Origin of the sequence: Paenibacillus thiaminolyticus (assembly GCF_003591545.1) — a bacterium.
Taxonomy (GTDB): Bacteria; Bacillota; Bacilli; order Paenibacillales; family Paenibacillaceae; genus Paenibacillus_B; species Paenibacillus_B thiaminolyticus_A.
Genome location: NZ_QYZD01000004.1, coordinates 226,165 through 242,127, shown reverse-complemented (window position 1 = coordinate 242,127; position 15,963 = coordinate 226,165). Strand labels below are relative to the sequence as shown.

Genomic DNA, 15,963 nt, shown 5'->3' with positions numbered 1-15,963 from the left:
GCACTTCAAGGACGTCCAGCTAGATGGAGGATTGCGGCGTCTGGATGCTTGTCTTGTAAATCAGCCAGTATCCAGTATATAATGGGCGTATGGGTCCTTTTAGACCGATTTATTTTTCAATAAATTATTTAAGTTTATTTATTAATTAAATCAAATAGATAGTAAGTGAAGTGACCGCACTTTGTCATACTTACCAACGAGTAACAGTATTATGAAAACGCTTACCTAAAGGGGGTGGAGCCTATGAAATTATTGAATTCCCGACTTCTTCAAAAATACTTCCTATCGTATCTTGGAGTTTTATTGATTCCGTTGATGTTAATCGGATTCCTCGTATTCAATTATTTCTCTGTTTATCTAGAGGAAGATATTATCCAGAACAATCAAGAAATGCTGAAGCAGGTACAAGCGATCGTGGACAATGAGATGCAGGGAATGAGAAACATCGCCTACCAGATCGCAGCCGACGATAATATGATACCGTATAAGGTTAAGAACAATGGTTACGGCGGGATGCGTGCCGTCAATTCATTGAAGAGCTACATTATCTCGAATAGCTTTATTGAAGAATTGTATCTTTATTTCCGAGATGATGAATTATTATATTCACCTGTTAGCACGTACACGCCAGCTCGTTTGTTAGACACGAAGTATACGTATCAACATTGGGGACTAGAAGAGTTCGTTGATACGATCAATCATGCTGAAAGCCCTATACTCAGGCCTGCAGAGGAAGTTATCTTGAATGGTGCAACCGTTCAGACTGAGAAGCTGCTTACTTATATCGTACCTATTCCCGTATACGAGCCTTCTCCATATGCGACGGTCATCTTTCAGGTGAAAGAAAGCAAGCTGAAAGAGCTTATGCGCGGGATTCAGGATAATTACTCTGGCAACACCGTCATATTGGATGAAAAAGGGGATATCCTCACGACGCTATACGAGGAAGAGTATATGCATGCGTCAGATCAACAGGAAATCCTGCAACCGGCTCGAGCAGGCATGGGTTCAGATAAAGTCACATGGAATGATAATGAATATTTGCGGTCGTATATCACATCGGGTACTTCGCATTGGTCCTATATTACAATCATTCCGACGAGTGAAGTGATGAAGGAAATAACTCACTTCAAATATATAGCGTTGACCCTATTCTTAATCGTCTTGTTAGTAGGGAGCGGCCTCGTATATTACCTGTCGATTCAGCAGTACAATCCGATCAAGCATCTGATGAAGACGGCAGAAGAGAAGTTCGGTATGGCATATTATACGCGCAATGAGTTTGAGTTCATTCAGCTCGTAGTCGACCATCTATCAGATAAGAATCAGGTACTGTCCGAACAGGTTCAGAGCAGTAAGTCCGCCTTGCGTGATATGCTGCTCTTTAAGCTGATGAAGGGACAGATTTTAGATATTAAGGAATTCAATGCTGCGGGTAGAGAGATACAGCTAACATTCTCGAAGCGATATTTTTCAGTAGCGGTTTTTTGGCTGGATCACGATAATGAGGGTCAGAAGGATAGTCTAATCACTTATCTCGAACGTAAGATGCAGTCTGAAGAGCTCGAAGGGTACGTCAAAGAAACCTTTGATAACCATTCGGTGCTCGTCATCGTAGCATCCGATCATCAACGAGTAGATTATGTGCAGGATTATATCGGGATGATCAAGAAAGAAATCTATGCCGCTTGGCAGTTACCGGTTACCGTAGGAATCGGAAATCCATATGAAGAATCGTATCTAATCGGCAAATCTTATATGGAGGCGATGACCGCCATCAACTATAGGCTGATCTGGGGCAATAACAAGATCATCTGCTTCAACGATATATCCGAGAATATTTATGATATCAATGATTATCCGAAGCATAACTTCGAACAATTCGAATTGGCGCTTAAACGGGAAGACACCGAAGCGGTAATTGATAGCATGGGCAAGATAACGCAGTATATTAAGCATCATAACATCTCCATTCTAATGGCGAGAAGCATCTGCTATGACGTGATTAATACGATCATTCGAACTATGGTGAGCATGAAAGCGAACCATTTCATCGATAAGGATAAGTATCCGGATGTAGTCTCCTTGCTGAAGTTTGAAACGGTTGAGCAGCTGGAAGATGAAGTGAACCGAATATGTCAGGATCTATTAAGAGCGATTGAGAGAAACAAGATGGACGCCAGCATGGATATCAAGTCGAAGATATTAGCGTATATTCAGGACAATTACTGTAACCCAAATTTCTCGGTGCAGAACATGTCGGAGGAAATCGGCGTTTCATCATCGTATATCAGCCGCTACTTTAAGGAGCACACGGGACAATCAGTCACGGATTATGTAAATGTTCACAGGATCGAATTGGCCAAGGAGCTACTGCAAGCGAGCAATGATTCCTTGCAAGTTGTTGTTCATAAGGTAGGCTACTATGATGTCTCTAGCTTCATTCGCAAGTTTAAAGGAATGACAGGGATAACACCGGGAGAGTACAGAAAACAACATAAGTGACCACAATCTGCAAAGTCCTCATATGAGGGCTTTTTTGGTGTCATCGATCGCATATTGAAGTTCATATGCCGCACATTATGACTGCATAGTTCGTAATTGGCATATCGCCATAGGGATTGGCTGATTAACAATTTAGAATGTGTTGTTTATGCTGTAAGCAGATCAGATGACGCAAGCCAGATAGAGGATGAACGATATGTAAATATGGTTTTCTTCCTAATCTGAACACGAGAGGGAAAGGGGTGTGGTTCATGAAGCAGATCGCTAGACACAAAACATCTGCTCCAAAAAAGGAGCTAAGCAATACTAGCCTAGCGAGGAAGAGTAAGACTGCTGCTACCCTAGATTACATGAAGAAAAATGCTGATCTTTATCTATTTCTGCTTCCAGTTCTGATTTATTTTGCAGTGTTTCACTATTATCCATTGTATGGAGTACAAATCGCATTCAAAGATTTCTCGCCAACGGAAGGGATCTTAGGAAGCAGATGGGTCGGATTCGATCATTTTGTCCGGTTCTTCAATTCTTCATATGCATGGGATATTATTAAGAACACATTGCTCATAAGTTTGTATGCGCTTGCAGTCGGGTTCCCCGCACCATTGATACTAGCTCTTTTGCTCAATCAAATACCGAACAAAAAGTTCAAAAGCATTGTACAGACGATAACTTATGCACCGAACTTTATCTCATTCGTCGTTATCGTCGGGATGCTGCTCATCTTTCTATCTCCGTCCACAGGGATAATAAACACGATTATCGTTATGTTCGGTGGAGATCCGATCAACTTCATGGGGAAATCGCAGCTATTCAGTACGATATATGTACTGTCCGATGTCTGGCAATCGGCAGGTTGGGGAGCCATCATCTATCTAGCCGCATTAAGCGGTATCAGCCCGGAACTGCATGAAGCTGCAATGATTGACGGGGCTAACAAATTCAAGAGAGTATGGCATATCGATCTGCCTGGCATTATGCCGACCGTCGTGATTCTGTTGATTCTGGGCCTTGGCGGAGTGATGAGTCTAGGATTTGAAAAAATTTACCTGATGCAGAATGATCTGAATATTACGTCTTCTGAGATAATATCAACTTACGTATACAAAGTAGGTTTACAGGGCGGCGATTTCAGCTTCTCGACAGCAGTCGGACTATTTAATAATGTCGTCAACTTTGTGTTGCTTATTATCGTCAATGGAGTTGCCCGGAGAGTATCTGACAATAGCTTATGGTGATGAAAGGAGGGAAACGAATGAACCTCGAGTCCATTAACAAGTCAAAAGCGGACAAGCTGTTCGACTTCATGAACTACATCATTCTCACGATCATCATGCTGCTGGTGCTGTACCCGCTATACTTTATCGTCATCGCCTCCTTTAGCGATCCGATGCTTGTCAGTTCCGGGAATGTATGGTTGTGGCCAAAAGGCTTTACGTTAGAAGGATATAAAGCCGTATTTTCGAATGATAAGCTTATGATTGGATTTCGCAATTCTTTACTGTATGTCGTAATCGGTACGGCATTCAGCTTGGCCTTGACACTGCCTGCAGCCTATTCGTTATCAAGGAAAGATCTCAAAGGCAGAAACATCTTTACATTTTTCCTTGTATTCACGATGTTCTTTAGCGGCGGTCTGATTCCATCTTATCTGCTGGTAAAAGGGTTGGGCATGCTTGATACGATCTGGTCGGTCATCATTCCAGGCTCAGTAAGTGTATGGAACATTATTATGTCGCGTACCTTCTTTCAGTCTACGATACCGAATGAGCTGCTTGAAGCGGCCAAGGTTGACGGGTGCTCCAATAAGCGCTTCTTCGCATCGATTGTCATTCCGCTAACGACACCGTTGATCGCGGTAATGGTCTTGTTCTCATGCGTAGGCTACTGGAACTCCTATTTCAACGCGATGATCTATCTGAAGGACGAGGCATTATTTCCGCTTCAGCTTGTACTGCGTGAGATTTTGGTACAGAATACCGTGTCGTTCTCCATGATAAAAGATCAAGCATTGATAGAGCAGCAGCAACAGCTTGCACAATTAGTGAAGTATTCCGTTATCATTGTTGCCAGCGCACCGGTTCTCATTTTGTATCCATTTCTTCAGAAGTATTTCGTGAAAGGTATTATGATTGGCTCGATTAAGGGGTAGTCATGACCTTCGCGATAGGATAGCAATATCAAACACATAGGGAGGTTATCGCATGAAGATGAAAAAAGGATTGATCTTTGCTTCTATTCTTATGCTTCTTATGTCCTCTGTAGCAGGTTGCAGTAATGCCAAGAACGAGTCTGCCCCATCGGAGGTAACAATGGAGCAAGACGAAGATGGAAGACTTATAGAGGGTAACGTATACCTCGAGGGTCTGCCGATCGTGAAGGACAAGTACTCTTTCAATATCTTTATGCCAGGTGATAATAAGCCAGATGAAGTAGAGGCATACAAGAAGATTGAAGAGGCAACGAATGTAGATGTCAAGTGGGACATGCAGTCATGGGCTGCAGCAGGCGAGAAGAAGAACCTGATGTTCTCGAGCGGTGATTACGCCGATGCAATCGCTGGTTGGGCGCTGTCAGAATCCGATGTCATGAAATACGGCCCTAAGGGAGTGCTGATTCCGCTTGAGGATCTGATCGATAAGTATACGGTAAACATAAAGAGAATGTTTGAAGAAGTGCCGGAGGCGCGCAAAGCCGTCACGACGCCAGATGGGCATATCTACACGATTCCACTCGTGCAGAAGCAGGCGAATACGAAGTCGGTTCTCCATATTAACAAGCAATGGCTTGATACATTGGGTCTGAGCATGCCGACTACGACGGATGAGCTATATAATGTATTGAAAGCGTTTAAGAACGGAGACCCTAACGGCAACGGCAAGAAAGATGAGATACCTCTGACGTTCGAATTGAATGGGCCTAATAACAATCAGTATGGTCTCTTCGGATTCTTCGGCAGAATCGATTCACCTAACCATCTTGTTATGGATGATGGCAAGGTCGTATATACTGCCGCCCAACCTGAGTGGAAGGAAGCAGTGAAATGGTTCAACAAGCTGTGGGAAGAGGGACTGCTCGATCTTGAAGTCTTTACACATGATACAGCTCAATGGCAGGCTAAGGGACGGCAGAATCCACCGATCTACGGCGTAACGTCCGACTGGGACGGAGTCGAGGCACTGGGTGAAGAGAACTTCAAGCAGTATGAGATGCTGCTGCCAGTAACAGGCCCGAATGTCGAGCAAGCGGAATGGCCGCAGCCGGATCCTGACGTGTTCAAGGCGCAGTTCGCGATTACTTCTGCTGCAGAACAGCCTGCTGCCATTCTGAGATGGTTGGATCAATTGTTCCCGGCGATCACGGAAGACGGATTGAACGAGACGTTGTATGGCAAGGAAGGAGAAGGGTGGGAGAAGACACCGGAAGGCAAGTTCAAGGCTCTTCCTAAACCTGAAGGCCCAACTACTTATGATAAATTGCCAGGATTCCCGAACTATTGGCCGTTTGATCTAAGTGAGAAGACGGAGGGAGTGTATATGGGTCCGGATGCTATCACAGGCGAGAACTACAAGCTGTATACACTTGCTGAAGCATACGAGCCTTATCTCACGAAGAATCCTTTCCCTCCGATTTGGTTGACGCCTGAACAGCAGATGGAGATATCAACGATCCAAACGGATATTCAGAAAGCAACAGACGAGAAATTTGCGCGCTGGGTAACTGGCGAAGACGACATCGATGCAGGTTGGGATAGCTTCCAGAAGGATCTGGAGAAGATGGGTCTCTCTAGACTCCTGGAAATATATCAAGAAGCAGTGGACACGTATTACAGTTTGTAATTGATTGTAAGTCAGGGTAGATGACAGATCGGAGCTTAACGTCAAAGAGCTTGGTATCTGCCCTGTCTCTCTTCATAGCCATAGCATATATGGAGGTAATCGTTGTGAAATATGAAATATTCAGCGCCAATGAATGGTTGTATCCTGATAGTCATGTAGATAAGGAAGGCTGCCGGCGTATTCAACTGCCCGTCGCCAGAGGCAGCTATGCAGCCTGCCAGATTCTGTTCAATGACGTTGCGGCAGAATCTTCTATTGAATATGAGGTTATCGAGAATCGGGATATAAGCTTGCTGCAGCCGGAAATCTATCAACTGCTTGATATCTACGTCGAGAAAAATACGGGTCCGATCGGGTTCTGCGTTCAAGAAGGAGAGTCGGCAGAAGGCTATACGACACGCCAAGCGCCATTCCGTGTGTACGAGGCTATGAATCCGCTGACAGCAGATGTACGTACTCGTTCAGACACAGAAGCCCTGTACATTGCCTGGAAGATTCCGACGAACGCTGAGCCTGGACAATACACAGGAGAGCTGGTCATCCAGATCGGGGAGAAGACCTGCAGCATTCCGTATCAGCTGGAAGTGTATCCGGCTACCGTGCCTGCCAAGGAATCGCTGTCCATCATCAACTGGTTCATCCTTGGGAACATGGCCAAGAGATACAACCTAGAGCAGTGGTCTGAAGAGCACTGGGCGATGATTCGCCGTTACGGCGAAGTGATGCGCAGAGCGCGTCAGACTCACTTCTGGGTGCCGATGGAAGCGATCGAGGTGGAACTGGTTGGGGAGAACCAATACCGTTTCAACTTCGATAGAGCCGATCGCTTGATCCGTCTTTATCTTAGCCTCGGATTCTCCGGTATCGAAGGCGGATTGCTTGCTGGACGGCAGGAGTTCATGGGTTCAGAGTTCGTCATATGGAACCACTGGAACGGCGGAGATCCGATTAAGGCAATATCCTTCGAAGGATACGCTTACTTGTCACAGTTCTTGCCTGCTTGGCGAGAGTTCCTCCAGAAGAACGGATGGTTGGACATTCTCATCCAGCATGTAGCGGATGAGCCTACAGAGAACAGCAAGGAGGAATATCGAATTCTAGCGGGCATCGTGAGAAAGTTCATGCCGGGAGTGCCGCTGCTCGAAGCGGTAGAGACATCCGATCTATCAGGTGCAGTCGATATATGGATTCCGAAGAATTCGTACTATCTGGAGCACCGTGAAGAGTTCGAACGCTTGCGGGCGCTTGGCGACAAGCTGTGGTATTATACGTGCTGCTTCCCTGGAGGAAGCTATGTGAACCGTCTATGGGACATGCCGCTGCTGCGGAGCCGATATCTGCACTGGGGGAATTATAAGTATGATATGGAAGGATTTCTGCACTGGGGGCTCAACTGGTGCCCAGATGATAAAGATCCGTTCAACCATACCGATATCTTCTTCCCTCCAGGCGACACCCATATCGTCTACCCCGGTGCCAATGGTCCGCTCACGAGCATGCGCTTCGAGGCGATGAGAGCAGGCGCTGAAGATTACGAGCTTCTGAGAATACTAGCTTCACATGATAAGGAACTGGCCGATGAGATTGCCGCTTCCTGCATGATTAGCTTTAACGAGGTTCGTGAGGATATCGTACACTTTGCAGATGCACATCGCCACTTGCTGCAAGCTGTTTCCAAGTACACTTAGGAGGTTGAAGCATGACGCAGAATATCAACTTTGAGACAAGATGCCTTCATTCACTTGTAAAAGTGTTTGCTGACGAAGACTTGAAAGCTCCAGCCTATGTCCAGGGTTCTGCGCTGATCGGGGAATACTATTCTTTTCAAGTTGCGTATCGGTCGACATCGCTTATGAAACATGTTCGCATGTCTGTCGAGTCCTCGCTTGCGGAATACATCACGGTCAGAAGCGTAGGCTTAGTACCTTCCGAACTGCCGATCTATGAGGATCATGACGATTATGTGCTTCGAACGAAGCCGGGCTTATACCCTGATCCATTGTACGATCTAGAAGGCGATGCCGTCCGGACTCTTCCGAATCAATGGCGGTCCGTCTGGATAACGGTTCAGGTTACAGAGAAGGCAGCAGCCGGTGTCCATCCGATCGGCATTCGGTTCACGAGTGAAGCGGGTGAGCTGCTGGGTGAGGAACACTTCCAACTGGAAGTCATCGCCGCTTCGCTACCGGAGCAGACACTCATCCATACGGAATGGTTCTACCTGGACTGCTTGGCTACCGAGTACAAGGTAGAAGCGTTCTCCGAAGCTCATTGGGACATCATTGATGCGTACCTATCCCATTATGTCGAGCATGGCATGAATATGATTCTGACGCCTTTGTTCACCCCTCCATTAGAGATGCATGTTGGGGAGGAGCGTCCGACGATTCAACTGATCGGGGTGGTGCTGGAAGGAGAACGATACACGTTTGACTTCTCCCGCTTGGAAAGATGGATCGCGTTATGCCAGGGCAAGGGAATCAAGCACTTTGAGTTCTCTCACTTGTTCACGCAATGGGGAGCGAAGCACGCGCCGAAGATTGTTGCTGACACGGGTGCTGGCACAGAGCGGATCTTTGGCTGGGATACGAATGCCACTGGCGAAGCATATCGTCAATTCTTGACGCAGTTCATTCCCGAACTGCTGAAGTTGATTAGAGCGTACGGGCTTGAGCATCAGGCTTACTTCCACGTATCGGATGAGCCATGGATCGGTGACATGCCGTACTATGAGGGGGCCAGCACGCTGCTGCGCTCCTTGATAGGAGATTTCCCGGTGATTGACGCCTTGTCCGATTATCAGTTTTACGAGTCGGGTCTGTTGACGCATCCGGTCGTGTCTACCGAACATATTGATACGTTTATCGAGCATGATGCGAACAACCTGTGGGCTTATTATTGCTGCTGCGAGTACAAGGACGGCTTGTCCAACCGCTTCTTCAATATGCCTTCGGAGCGGACCCGCATCATCGGAACCCAGTTGTACAAATATGATATTCAAGGCTTCCTGCACTGGGGATATAACCACTGGTACTCGCAGAAGTCGGTGATCCAGCCGATCGATCCGTTCAGAGTAACGGATGCGGATCATGGCTTTCCGTCGGGCGACGCATTTCTCGTATATCCAGGGAAGAACGGCCCGATCAGCTCGATCCGTATGGAAGTGCTGCGCGAAGCGATGCAGGATGTACGAGCGCTTAAGCTGCTGGAAGGGCTAATCGGCAAGCAAGAGACGATGAAGTATCTGGAACAAGACTTGCAGGAGCCGCTTACCTTTAGACGCTATGAGAAGCATTCGATGTGGATCATCAACATGCGAGAACGTATCAATCGATTGATCCAAGATCGCATATAGGAGGGGATGACGTGCTGAATATATCGGCATGGCAGGAGACGATGCTCCATCATGTGGTGCAGCCTTGCGGCCCGGTGCCTACGGTCGCAGATGAAGAAGGCATTTATCCGTATGTGAGCTATTGTGAAACGGCCAAGAGACCAGACCTTCGCAAATTCCGGATGATCGCGATCGAGAACGAGTGGATTAAGCTCACGGTCTGTCCGGATCTTGGGGGAAAGGTTCATTCGTTAATCGATAAATCCACAGGCAAGGAGATTCTGTTTCAATCAGGGGTGGTTCGTCCAGTTCGAATATTGCCTCGAATGGCGTTCATAAGCGGCGGTATCGAAGTCAGCTTTCCGATTGCTCATACACCGGTGCTGACGGAGACGGTTCACGCTCACGCGAAGCAAGTGGGAGAGCGGATCTATATCTGGTGCGGTGAGCAAGAGATTCGGTATGGCATGCAATGGACCGTTGAATATTCGCTTGGCGCGGAGGAGCGATATGTGACGCAGAGAATGCTACTTTATAATCCGACCGCGCAAGCCCACTCGTGGATGTCTTGGTCCAATGCGGCGCTGCCGGCACGTCCGGATTCGCAATTCCATTTCCCTGCTGGGAAAGTGCTGCGCCATGCGGACACTCTCGAAGAGATCGAGTGGGATGCGAAGCGCGAATACCGGCTGGCTGATTATGACCGCATGCAAGGCTTCTTCTGGAGAACCGCCGATTGCCATGCATTCGGCATGTATACGCCCAGCCTCGGCGCAGGCCTGTACCATATTGCCGATCCGGCGGACACGCCGGGCATCAAGCTGTGGATCTACGGTATCGGCCCGCATGAGGAGTGGGCTGAATTATCTGCTGCGCGAAGAGAGAGCTATGTCGAGATACAAGCGGGTCCATTAGTCGAGCAATCAGAAAATGAGAAGCTGAGACCCGGTGAGCGCCACTTGCATACGCAGTATTGGATACCGAGCTCTGAGCCGCTCGACATTCGCCAACTACAGCTTCCTAAGCCGGAGTTGATGGAAGCGGAGCATATTCCGTTGTTCAACTGGGCTCCGCACACGATGTCGGCGCCATGGAGCAAGCTGGCCGAGGCTTACCAGCACGGGACAGCGGATCAGATCCCTTGGCCGCCAGCGGCTGAGGAATGCCTTTGGCCGCCTTCCGGTATGGAGCAATTGGGCGATGCGATGAAGTGGGCAGCTGAACATGGCGACGAAGAGGCCCGCGCGCAGTGGAGGTATTACTTAGGCGTATGGCTGGCGGGGCGCGGAGACATCGATAAGTGCATCAACGTATTGAAGACGGTGGAGACCGATTGGAGCTATGCTTTCCTCGGAAGATTGCTTCGCGTAAGCAAGCAGGACTATGCCGCTTCACGGGAAGCGTTCCGCAAGATCACTTGTCCTGCGTGGAGCCTCCATCCTCAAGTATTTATCGAACGGGATATCACGCTTCATCATATCGGTTCATCTGCGCTTGAAGAGAGGGAGCAATGGTTCGAGCAAGTCAATTCCCTTCTCGATGATGGGCTGATGGAGCGGCAAGCTTGGTTCCTCTATGATAAAGGCGCGTTAGACGAGGCGAAGGCGATATTGGAACAGCATCCATTTGAGAAGGTGCATCAACGATACAAGCGTTCGGAGCTGTGGAAGCTGATCGTACAAGCCTTGCACAGCACGGAGGCTCAGGTCCCTGACTATCTGGGCGAAGACGATTTGGCAACCTACGGCGCCTATCGAGTATCAGAGGGAAGAAGCTGACTCGGTTGGTTCTAGGTGCAATTCTTATCGCGTTATGATATTATTTAATTATATTTATTAATTCAGTTAAGTAAGTGGGGGGCGCATATCTAGTATGCAATAGTAATCACGAGAGTCAAGAATACGCAGAGGAGTAAACATATGAATACCAAATCAGTCAACGTATATATGACCGCACGAGATACGATGGATCGCTTGACGAAACAGCAAGACTTGACGTTCGTACCTGATGCGGACGGCCGTGAGCTGGAGCTAATCAACGTGTACGAAGATGTGGAATACCAGAAGCTTCAAGGCTTTGGAGGAGCATTCACAGAAGCGGCGGCAGTCACGCTGAAGAAGATGAGTGCTAAGAAGCAGCGGGAAATTATTGATGCCTGCTTTGCGCCTGAGACGGGTCTTGGTTACACGCTGTGCCGGACTCATATTCACAGCTGCGACTTCGCGCTCGGTAACTATGTCTACATCGAAGAAGGAGACGATTCGATGGAATCGTTCGATGTCGAGCGGGATCGGGATGCGCTGCTGCCGTTCATGAAGCAGGCGATGGAGACGTCAGGCGGCCGCATCACGATGTTCGCTTCTCCTTGGAGTCCGCCAGCCTGGATGAAGACATCCGGCACGATGAACAAGGGCGGTTCTCTGCTTCCGCAATACCGGGCAGTCTGGGCGAAGTATTTCGTGAAGTACATTCAAGCATATGCTGCAGAAGGAATCGACATCTGGGGCGTTACCGTTCAGAACGAGCCGAAAGCGGTGCAGCCTTGGGATTCCTGCATCTACACGGCGGAGGAAGAGCGCGACTTCGTACGCGATTATCTGGGACCTGCGCTAGCGGCAGCCGGCTTGGGTCATGTCAAGATCATCGTATGGGATCACAATAAGGAGCGGCTCTACGAACGAGCACGTACGATTCTATCCGATCCGAAGGCGAACGAGTATGTGTATGGAGTCGGCTTCCACTGGTACTCCGGGGATCACTTTGAAGCGCTGGATGCTGTTCGTCGTCAATACCCGGACAAGGCTCTTCTGTTCACAGAAGGCTGTGTAGAGAAAGGGGGTAAGCTCGGCTCTTGGGACCCGGGTGAACGGTATGCGCACGATATCATCGGCAATCTGAATAACGGAATGAACGGATGGACAGATTGGAACTTGCTGCTTGATGAGATCGGCGGGCCGAACCATGTAGCGAATTATTGCGATGCTCCAATCATCGCGGATACGAAGCAGGAGATCGTCTACTACCAGAGCTCGTATTATTATATCGGGCAGTTCAGCCGATTCATTCGTCCGGGCGCTGTCCGTCTCGGCTGCAGCCGTTATACGGATAAGCTGGACACGACCGCATTCCGCAATCCTGACGGCACGACGGCTGTTGTCATCTTGAACCGGACGAGCGGGGAGCTGCCATTCCATCTGCGCACAGAACATGGCTTAGCTTCCGCTCATGCTCCGGCGCATTCGATTCAGACGCTATTGTATTAATATTCTCGAACATGGATGGGGGTTGCTATAAATGCCTCTACTTCATCCATCCTCTCACGATCGCAAGCAGAATAGGTGTAAATGGAGGCGATTGAGAGCTTGACAAGTATACTTATAGCTATATAATGGAGATATGAGGTCTAGCAGGACTCATTTTTTTACAGGCAATTATTTAACTTCATTTATTAATATAATTAAAAAGATTGTGAGTGGATGGATTCATGAAGTCATTCCTGCCGAATGATATTAAAGATGAGAATCGAAAAATAGTCTTTGACATCTTACTGCAGAATCCGGAGTTGGCGAAGGTCGAGATCACGGAACGGACGGCGATGAGCTTCGTTACGGTGAGCAAGATCGTTACCTTCTTTGAACAAATCGGGTTAGTGCATGTCACGGGTGAAAGCCGAGAAGGCTCCGGCGGCTTGGGAAGAAAACGTACCGTGTACCGATTCAATGAGAACAGCTACACGACCATCGGCATTCAGATTATTGGCAACACCATCACAGCACTGCTCATTAATCTATACAGCAAGATTATTGATTCCTACTCGATCGCAACGGACATCCCGTTCTATAGCGAAGAGTTCACTTCGATATTTACAGAGATCGTTACGCACTTGAAGGATAAGGCGAAGGAAACGAACAGCGTTGTCTTGGGGATTGGTATTGGCGTAGACGGGGCGATAAATACGAGGAAGAAAACGATCCGAATGAGGACGCAGCATAATACAGAAAACGACTTCAACTATGAAACGATCGTAGAGAGACTAACGAGTGAAGTAAACCTGCCTATTCTTCTAGAGAACGATGTAAACGCTGCAACGGTGGCGGAATTCCGCAATCTGGAAAATATCGATCAAGCGCCGACGAATCTCTTTCATATTGCTGCCGGTGATGGGGTAGGGGGCGGCTTGATCATTAATAAGGAGCTGCACCGCGGCGTGAATGCAAGCGCTGGTGAATTGGAGTATATGTGCTTCGATTCCGAATATAAGCGAACTCCTTCCTCGGTCGGTTGGTTGGAGAGCAGATTAGGAATTAAGTATCTGTTAAGTACGTATGATCTGAATTCTGCTGAAGACACGGAAGCTTGTATCGATTACATTGCTAAGAACCTGGCATTAACGATCACGAATGTAATCAGCATATTGGATATTGATCACATTATCATTAGCGGGAAGACCATTGCGTTGTTCCCGGATCGTATATTGGATCGCACCAAGAGCTATGTTGAGCAGTACACGGAATGGACGCCTACGATTGCTGTGAGCGATTCCCATCAATCAACGGCAATCGGAGCGGCTATACTCATTCTTCAGCAGGAGATGATTAAGGTCATCTCCGGATAACCCAATTAGGGAGTGAACAGCATGATCCAGATCTTTGATAGTGAAGAGGAAGTAGCGCATGCAATTGCTAGTGAGATGAAAGAGCATCTATTACACGATGAACAGCCCGTCTTCTGCCTGGCTTCAGGAAGCACTCCGCAGAAGAGCTATAAGCAGTTTGCCGCTGATGCCGATATTCAGTCGAAGATGAAGAGGCTTAAGATTGTAAGCTTGGACGAATGGGTAGGAATTGATCGAAGCTCTGAAGGAAGCTGTTATCAGATGTTGAATCAGGATCTGTTTTCATTGGTATCGCTTGATGCCAGTCAGATAGAGTTTTTCGACGGATCATCGTCCGATCTGAAGCGGGAGTGTCTGCGAATTGATCGTTTCGTCGCGGAGCATCCGATTACATTCAGCCTCATGGGTGTAGGAATGAATGGCCATATCGGACTTAACGAACCAGGCTGTCCCGTATTAGATCATAGCAGTGTCGTATCGTTATCGCAGTCCACAAGAGAAGTCGCCCAGAAGTATTTTCACCAGCAGACGGTCTTAGAGGATGGAATCACGTTGGGTCTAGGCCAGATAACGAATAGCAAGCGAGTAATCGTAGCCATCACTGGAGAGCGCAAAGCGAATATTGTGCAAGAGATATTCTCCAACCCAGATGCGCAGCTGCCTGCTCAGCAATTACTAGGTTATGAACATATTGATTTCTTCCTGGATGCGGAGGCTGCGCGATACATTATATAGTCATCAAAGTTGAGGAGTTCATATATGAGTAACGCAGTTATTGGTGTAGATATTGGAGGTACTCATGTTCGAGTAGGGCTAGTTAACGAGAAGCTGGAGTTAGTTCGCAAGGAGGCTGCGTTGACTAGCAGCTTCCACAATGTCGATGAGCTCTGTAAAGCCATCGCGCAGATGATTGAGACCGTAGATCCCGGACATGAGACAAGCAGGATAGGCATCGTACTGCCAGTTCCTTGGAATGATCAGACGGAAATTATCCTAGATGCAACGAATATTCCTTATTTAGAGAACGTTCATATTAGCAGCATTACATCCTATTTTCCGAAGCATGACGTTTTTTTTGAGAATGATGTGAATGTTATCACACTTCTTGAAGCGGAACATGGAGCAGCTAAGGCGTACGATCAATCGATCTATATAACCGTTAGCTCAGGAATTGGGTCTGGGATTATCGTTAACAACGCACTTATTCATGGTGCCCATGGTTATGCCGGTGAGATTGGAAGCATGATTATTTCGGACAGCAAGCGAAATCATTCAACTTTATACGATGGTACTCTGGAAGCTCTATGCAGCGGCAAGGCGCTTGAGGAGGAGAGTAAGCTGCTATATGGCAGCCAGGCCACGAACTGCTTCTTGTTTGAACAATATCATCTGAAGGATGAACAAGCGATCGCTGTCATTGATCTGTGGATCGAACGCTTCTCGAATGCGATCGTGTCATTGATGCAGACGCTAGACCCGGATACCTTCGTCGTTGGCGGAGCGGTCATTCACCACAATCCATGGTTGATTGAGCGAGTGATTGAAAGCGCTAAAATGAAGGTACTTCCTCATCTTAGAGACAATGTGCAGATAGTGGTATCACAATTCGGCCCCGATGCTGGAATTATTGGAGCCGGCTATAACGTATATAACAAGGCTAAGGGAGAATGAGA

The 15,963-nt window shown here is 47.7% G+C and carries 11 protein-coding genes; all 11 read left to right on the top strand.

All coding sequences use genetic code 11. The features are described 5' to 3' along the window. Positions 1-243 precede the first annotated feature (243 nt). Positions 244-2,505, top strand: coding sequence for a helix-turn-helix domain-containing protein (locus DQX05_RS07465; RefSeq protein WP_119792287.1), 2,262 nt, complete (start codon positions 244-246; stop codon positions 2,503-2,505). A 251-nt stretch (positions 2,506-2,756) separates the two neighbouring features. After that, positions 2,757-3,740 carry an ABC transporter permease gene (locus DQX05_RS07460; RefSeq protein ID WP_119792285.1) on the top strand — a complete coding sequence of 328 codons (984 nt, stop codon included), beginning with the start codon at positions 2,757-2,759 and terminating at the stop codon, positions 3,738-3,740. A gap of 17 nt (positions 3,741-3,757) precedes the next feature. Further along, positions 3,758-4,654: a carbohydrate ABC transporter permease gene (locus tag DQX05_RS07455; RefSeq protein ID WP_119792283.1), complete on the top strand. Its 897-nt coding sequence runs from the start codon at positions 3,758-3,760 to the stop codon at positions 4,652-4,654. 52 nt (positions 4,655-4,706) lie between these two features. Continuing rightward, a complete protein-coding gene (locus tag DQX05_RS07450; protein WP_119792281.1) occupies positions 4,707-6,341 on the top strand; it encodes an extracellular solute-binding protein in 1,635 nt (544 codons plus the stop codon). A 104-nt stretch (positions 6,342-6,445) separates the two neighbouring features. After that, the gene (locus DQX05_RS07445) at positions 6,446-8,029 is read left to right on the top strand and encodes a DUF4091 domain-containing protein (protein ID WP_119792279.1); all 1,584 of its coding nucleotides are present in this window, start codon (positions 6,446-6,448) and stop codon (positions 8,027-8,029) included. An 11-nt stretch (positions 8,030-8,040) separates the two neighbouring features. Next, positions 8,041-9,696 (top strand): DUF4091 domain-containing protein, encoded by a 1,656-nt coding sequence (locus tag DQX05_RS07440; RefSeq protein ID WP_119792278.1) that lies wholly within the window; start codon positions 8,041-8,043, stop codon positions 9,694-9,696. An 11-nt stretch (positions 9,697-9,707) separates the two neighbouring features. Then, positions 9,708-11,453: a DUF5107 domain-containing protein gene (locus DQX05_RS07435; protein WP_119792276.1), complete on the top strand. Its 1,746-nt coding sequence runs from the start codon at positions 9,708-9,710 to the stop codon at positions 11,451-11,453. Positions 11,454-11,594: 141 nt separating this feature from the next. Continuing rightward, entirely contained in the window at positions 11,595-12,938 is a 1,344-nt protein-coding gene (locus DQX05_RS07430) for a glycoside hydrolase family 30 protein (protein WP_119792274.1), read from the top strand. A gap of 221 nt (positions 12,939-13,159) precedes the next feature. Next, positions 13,160-14,290, top strand: coding sequence for an ROK family protein (locus DQX05_RS07425; protein ID WP_119792272.1), 1,131 nt, complete (start codon positions 13,160-13,162; stop codon positions 14,288-14,290). Between the two features lie 21 nt (positions 14,291-14,311). Further along, complete coding sequence (locus tag DQX05_RS07420) at positions 14,312-15,025, top strand: 6-phosphogluconolactonase (protein ID WP_119792271.1); 714 nt, start codon at positions 14,312-14,314, stop codon at positions 15,023-15,025. A 24-nt stretch (positions 15,026-15,049) separates the two neighbouring features. Beyond that, a complete protein-coding gene (locus DQX05_RS07415) occupies positions 15,050-15,961 on the top strand; it encodes an ROK family protein (RefSeq protein WP_119792269.1) in 912 nt (303 codons plus the stop codon). Positions 15,962-15,963 lie beyond the last annotated feature (2 nt).

Bases quoted from the DNA above. Each gene is read 5' to 3' on its own strand.
- DQX05_RS07450 (WP_119792281.1), top strand. From the start codon at position 4,707: ATGAAGATGAAAAAAGGATTGATCTTTGCTTCTATTCTTATGCTTCTT.
- DQX05_RS07440 (WP_119792278.1), top strand. From the start codon at position 8,041: ATGACGCAGAATATCAACTTTGAGACAAGATGCCTTCATTCACTTGTA.
- DQX05_RS07455 (WP_119792283.1), top strand. From the start codon at position 3,758: ATGAACCTCGAGTCCATTAACAAGTCAAAAGCGGACAAGCTGTTCGAC.
- DQX05_RS07415 (WP_119792269.1), top strand. From the start codon at position 15,050: ATGAGTAACGCAGTTATTGGTGTAGATATTGGAGGTACTCATGTTCGA.
- DQX05_RS07430 (WP_119792274.1), top strand. From the start codon at position 11,595: ATGAATACCAAATCAGTCAACGTATATATGACCGCACGAGATACGATG.
- DQX05_RS07420 (WP_119792271.1), top strand. From the start codon at position 14,312: ATGATCCAGATCTTTGATAGTGAAGAGGAAGTAGCGCATGCAATTGCT.
- DQX05_RS07465 (WP_119792287.1), top strand. From the start codon at position 244: ATGAAATTATTGAATTCCCGACTTCTTCAAAAATACTTCCTATCGTAT.
- DQX05_RS07425 (WP_119792272.1), top strand. From the start codon at position 13,160: ATGAAGTCATTCCTGCCGAATGATATTAAAGATGAGAATCGAAAAATA.
- DQX05_RS07460 (WP_119792285.1), top strand. From the start codon at position 2,757: ATGAAGCAGATCGCTAGACACAAAACATCTGCTCCAAAAAAGGAGCTA.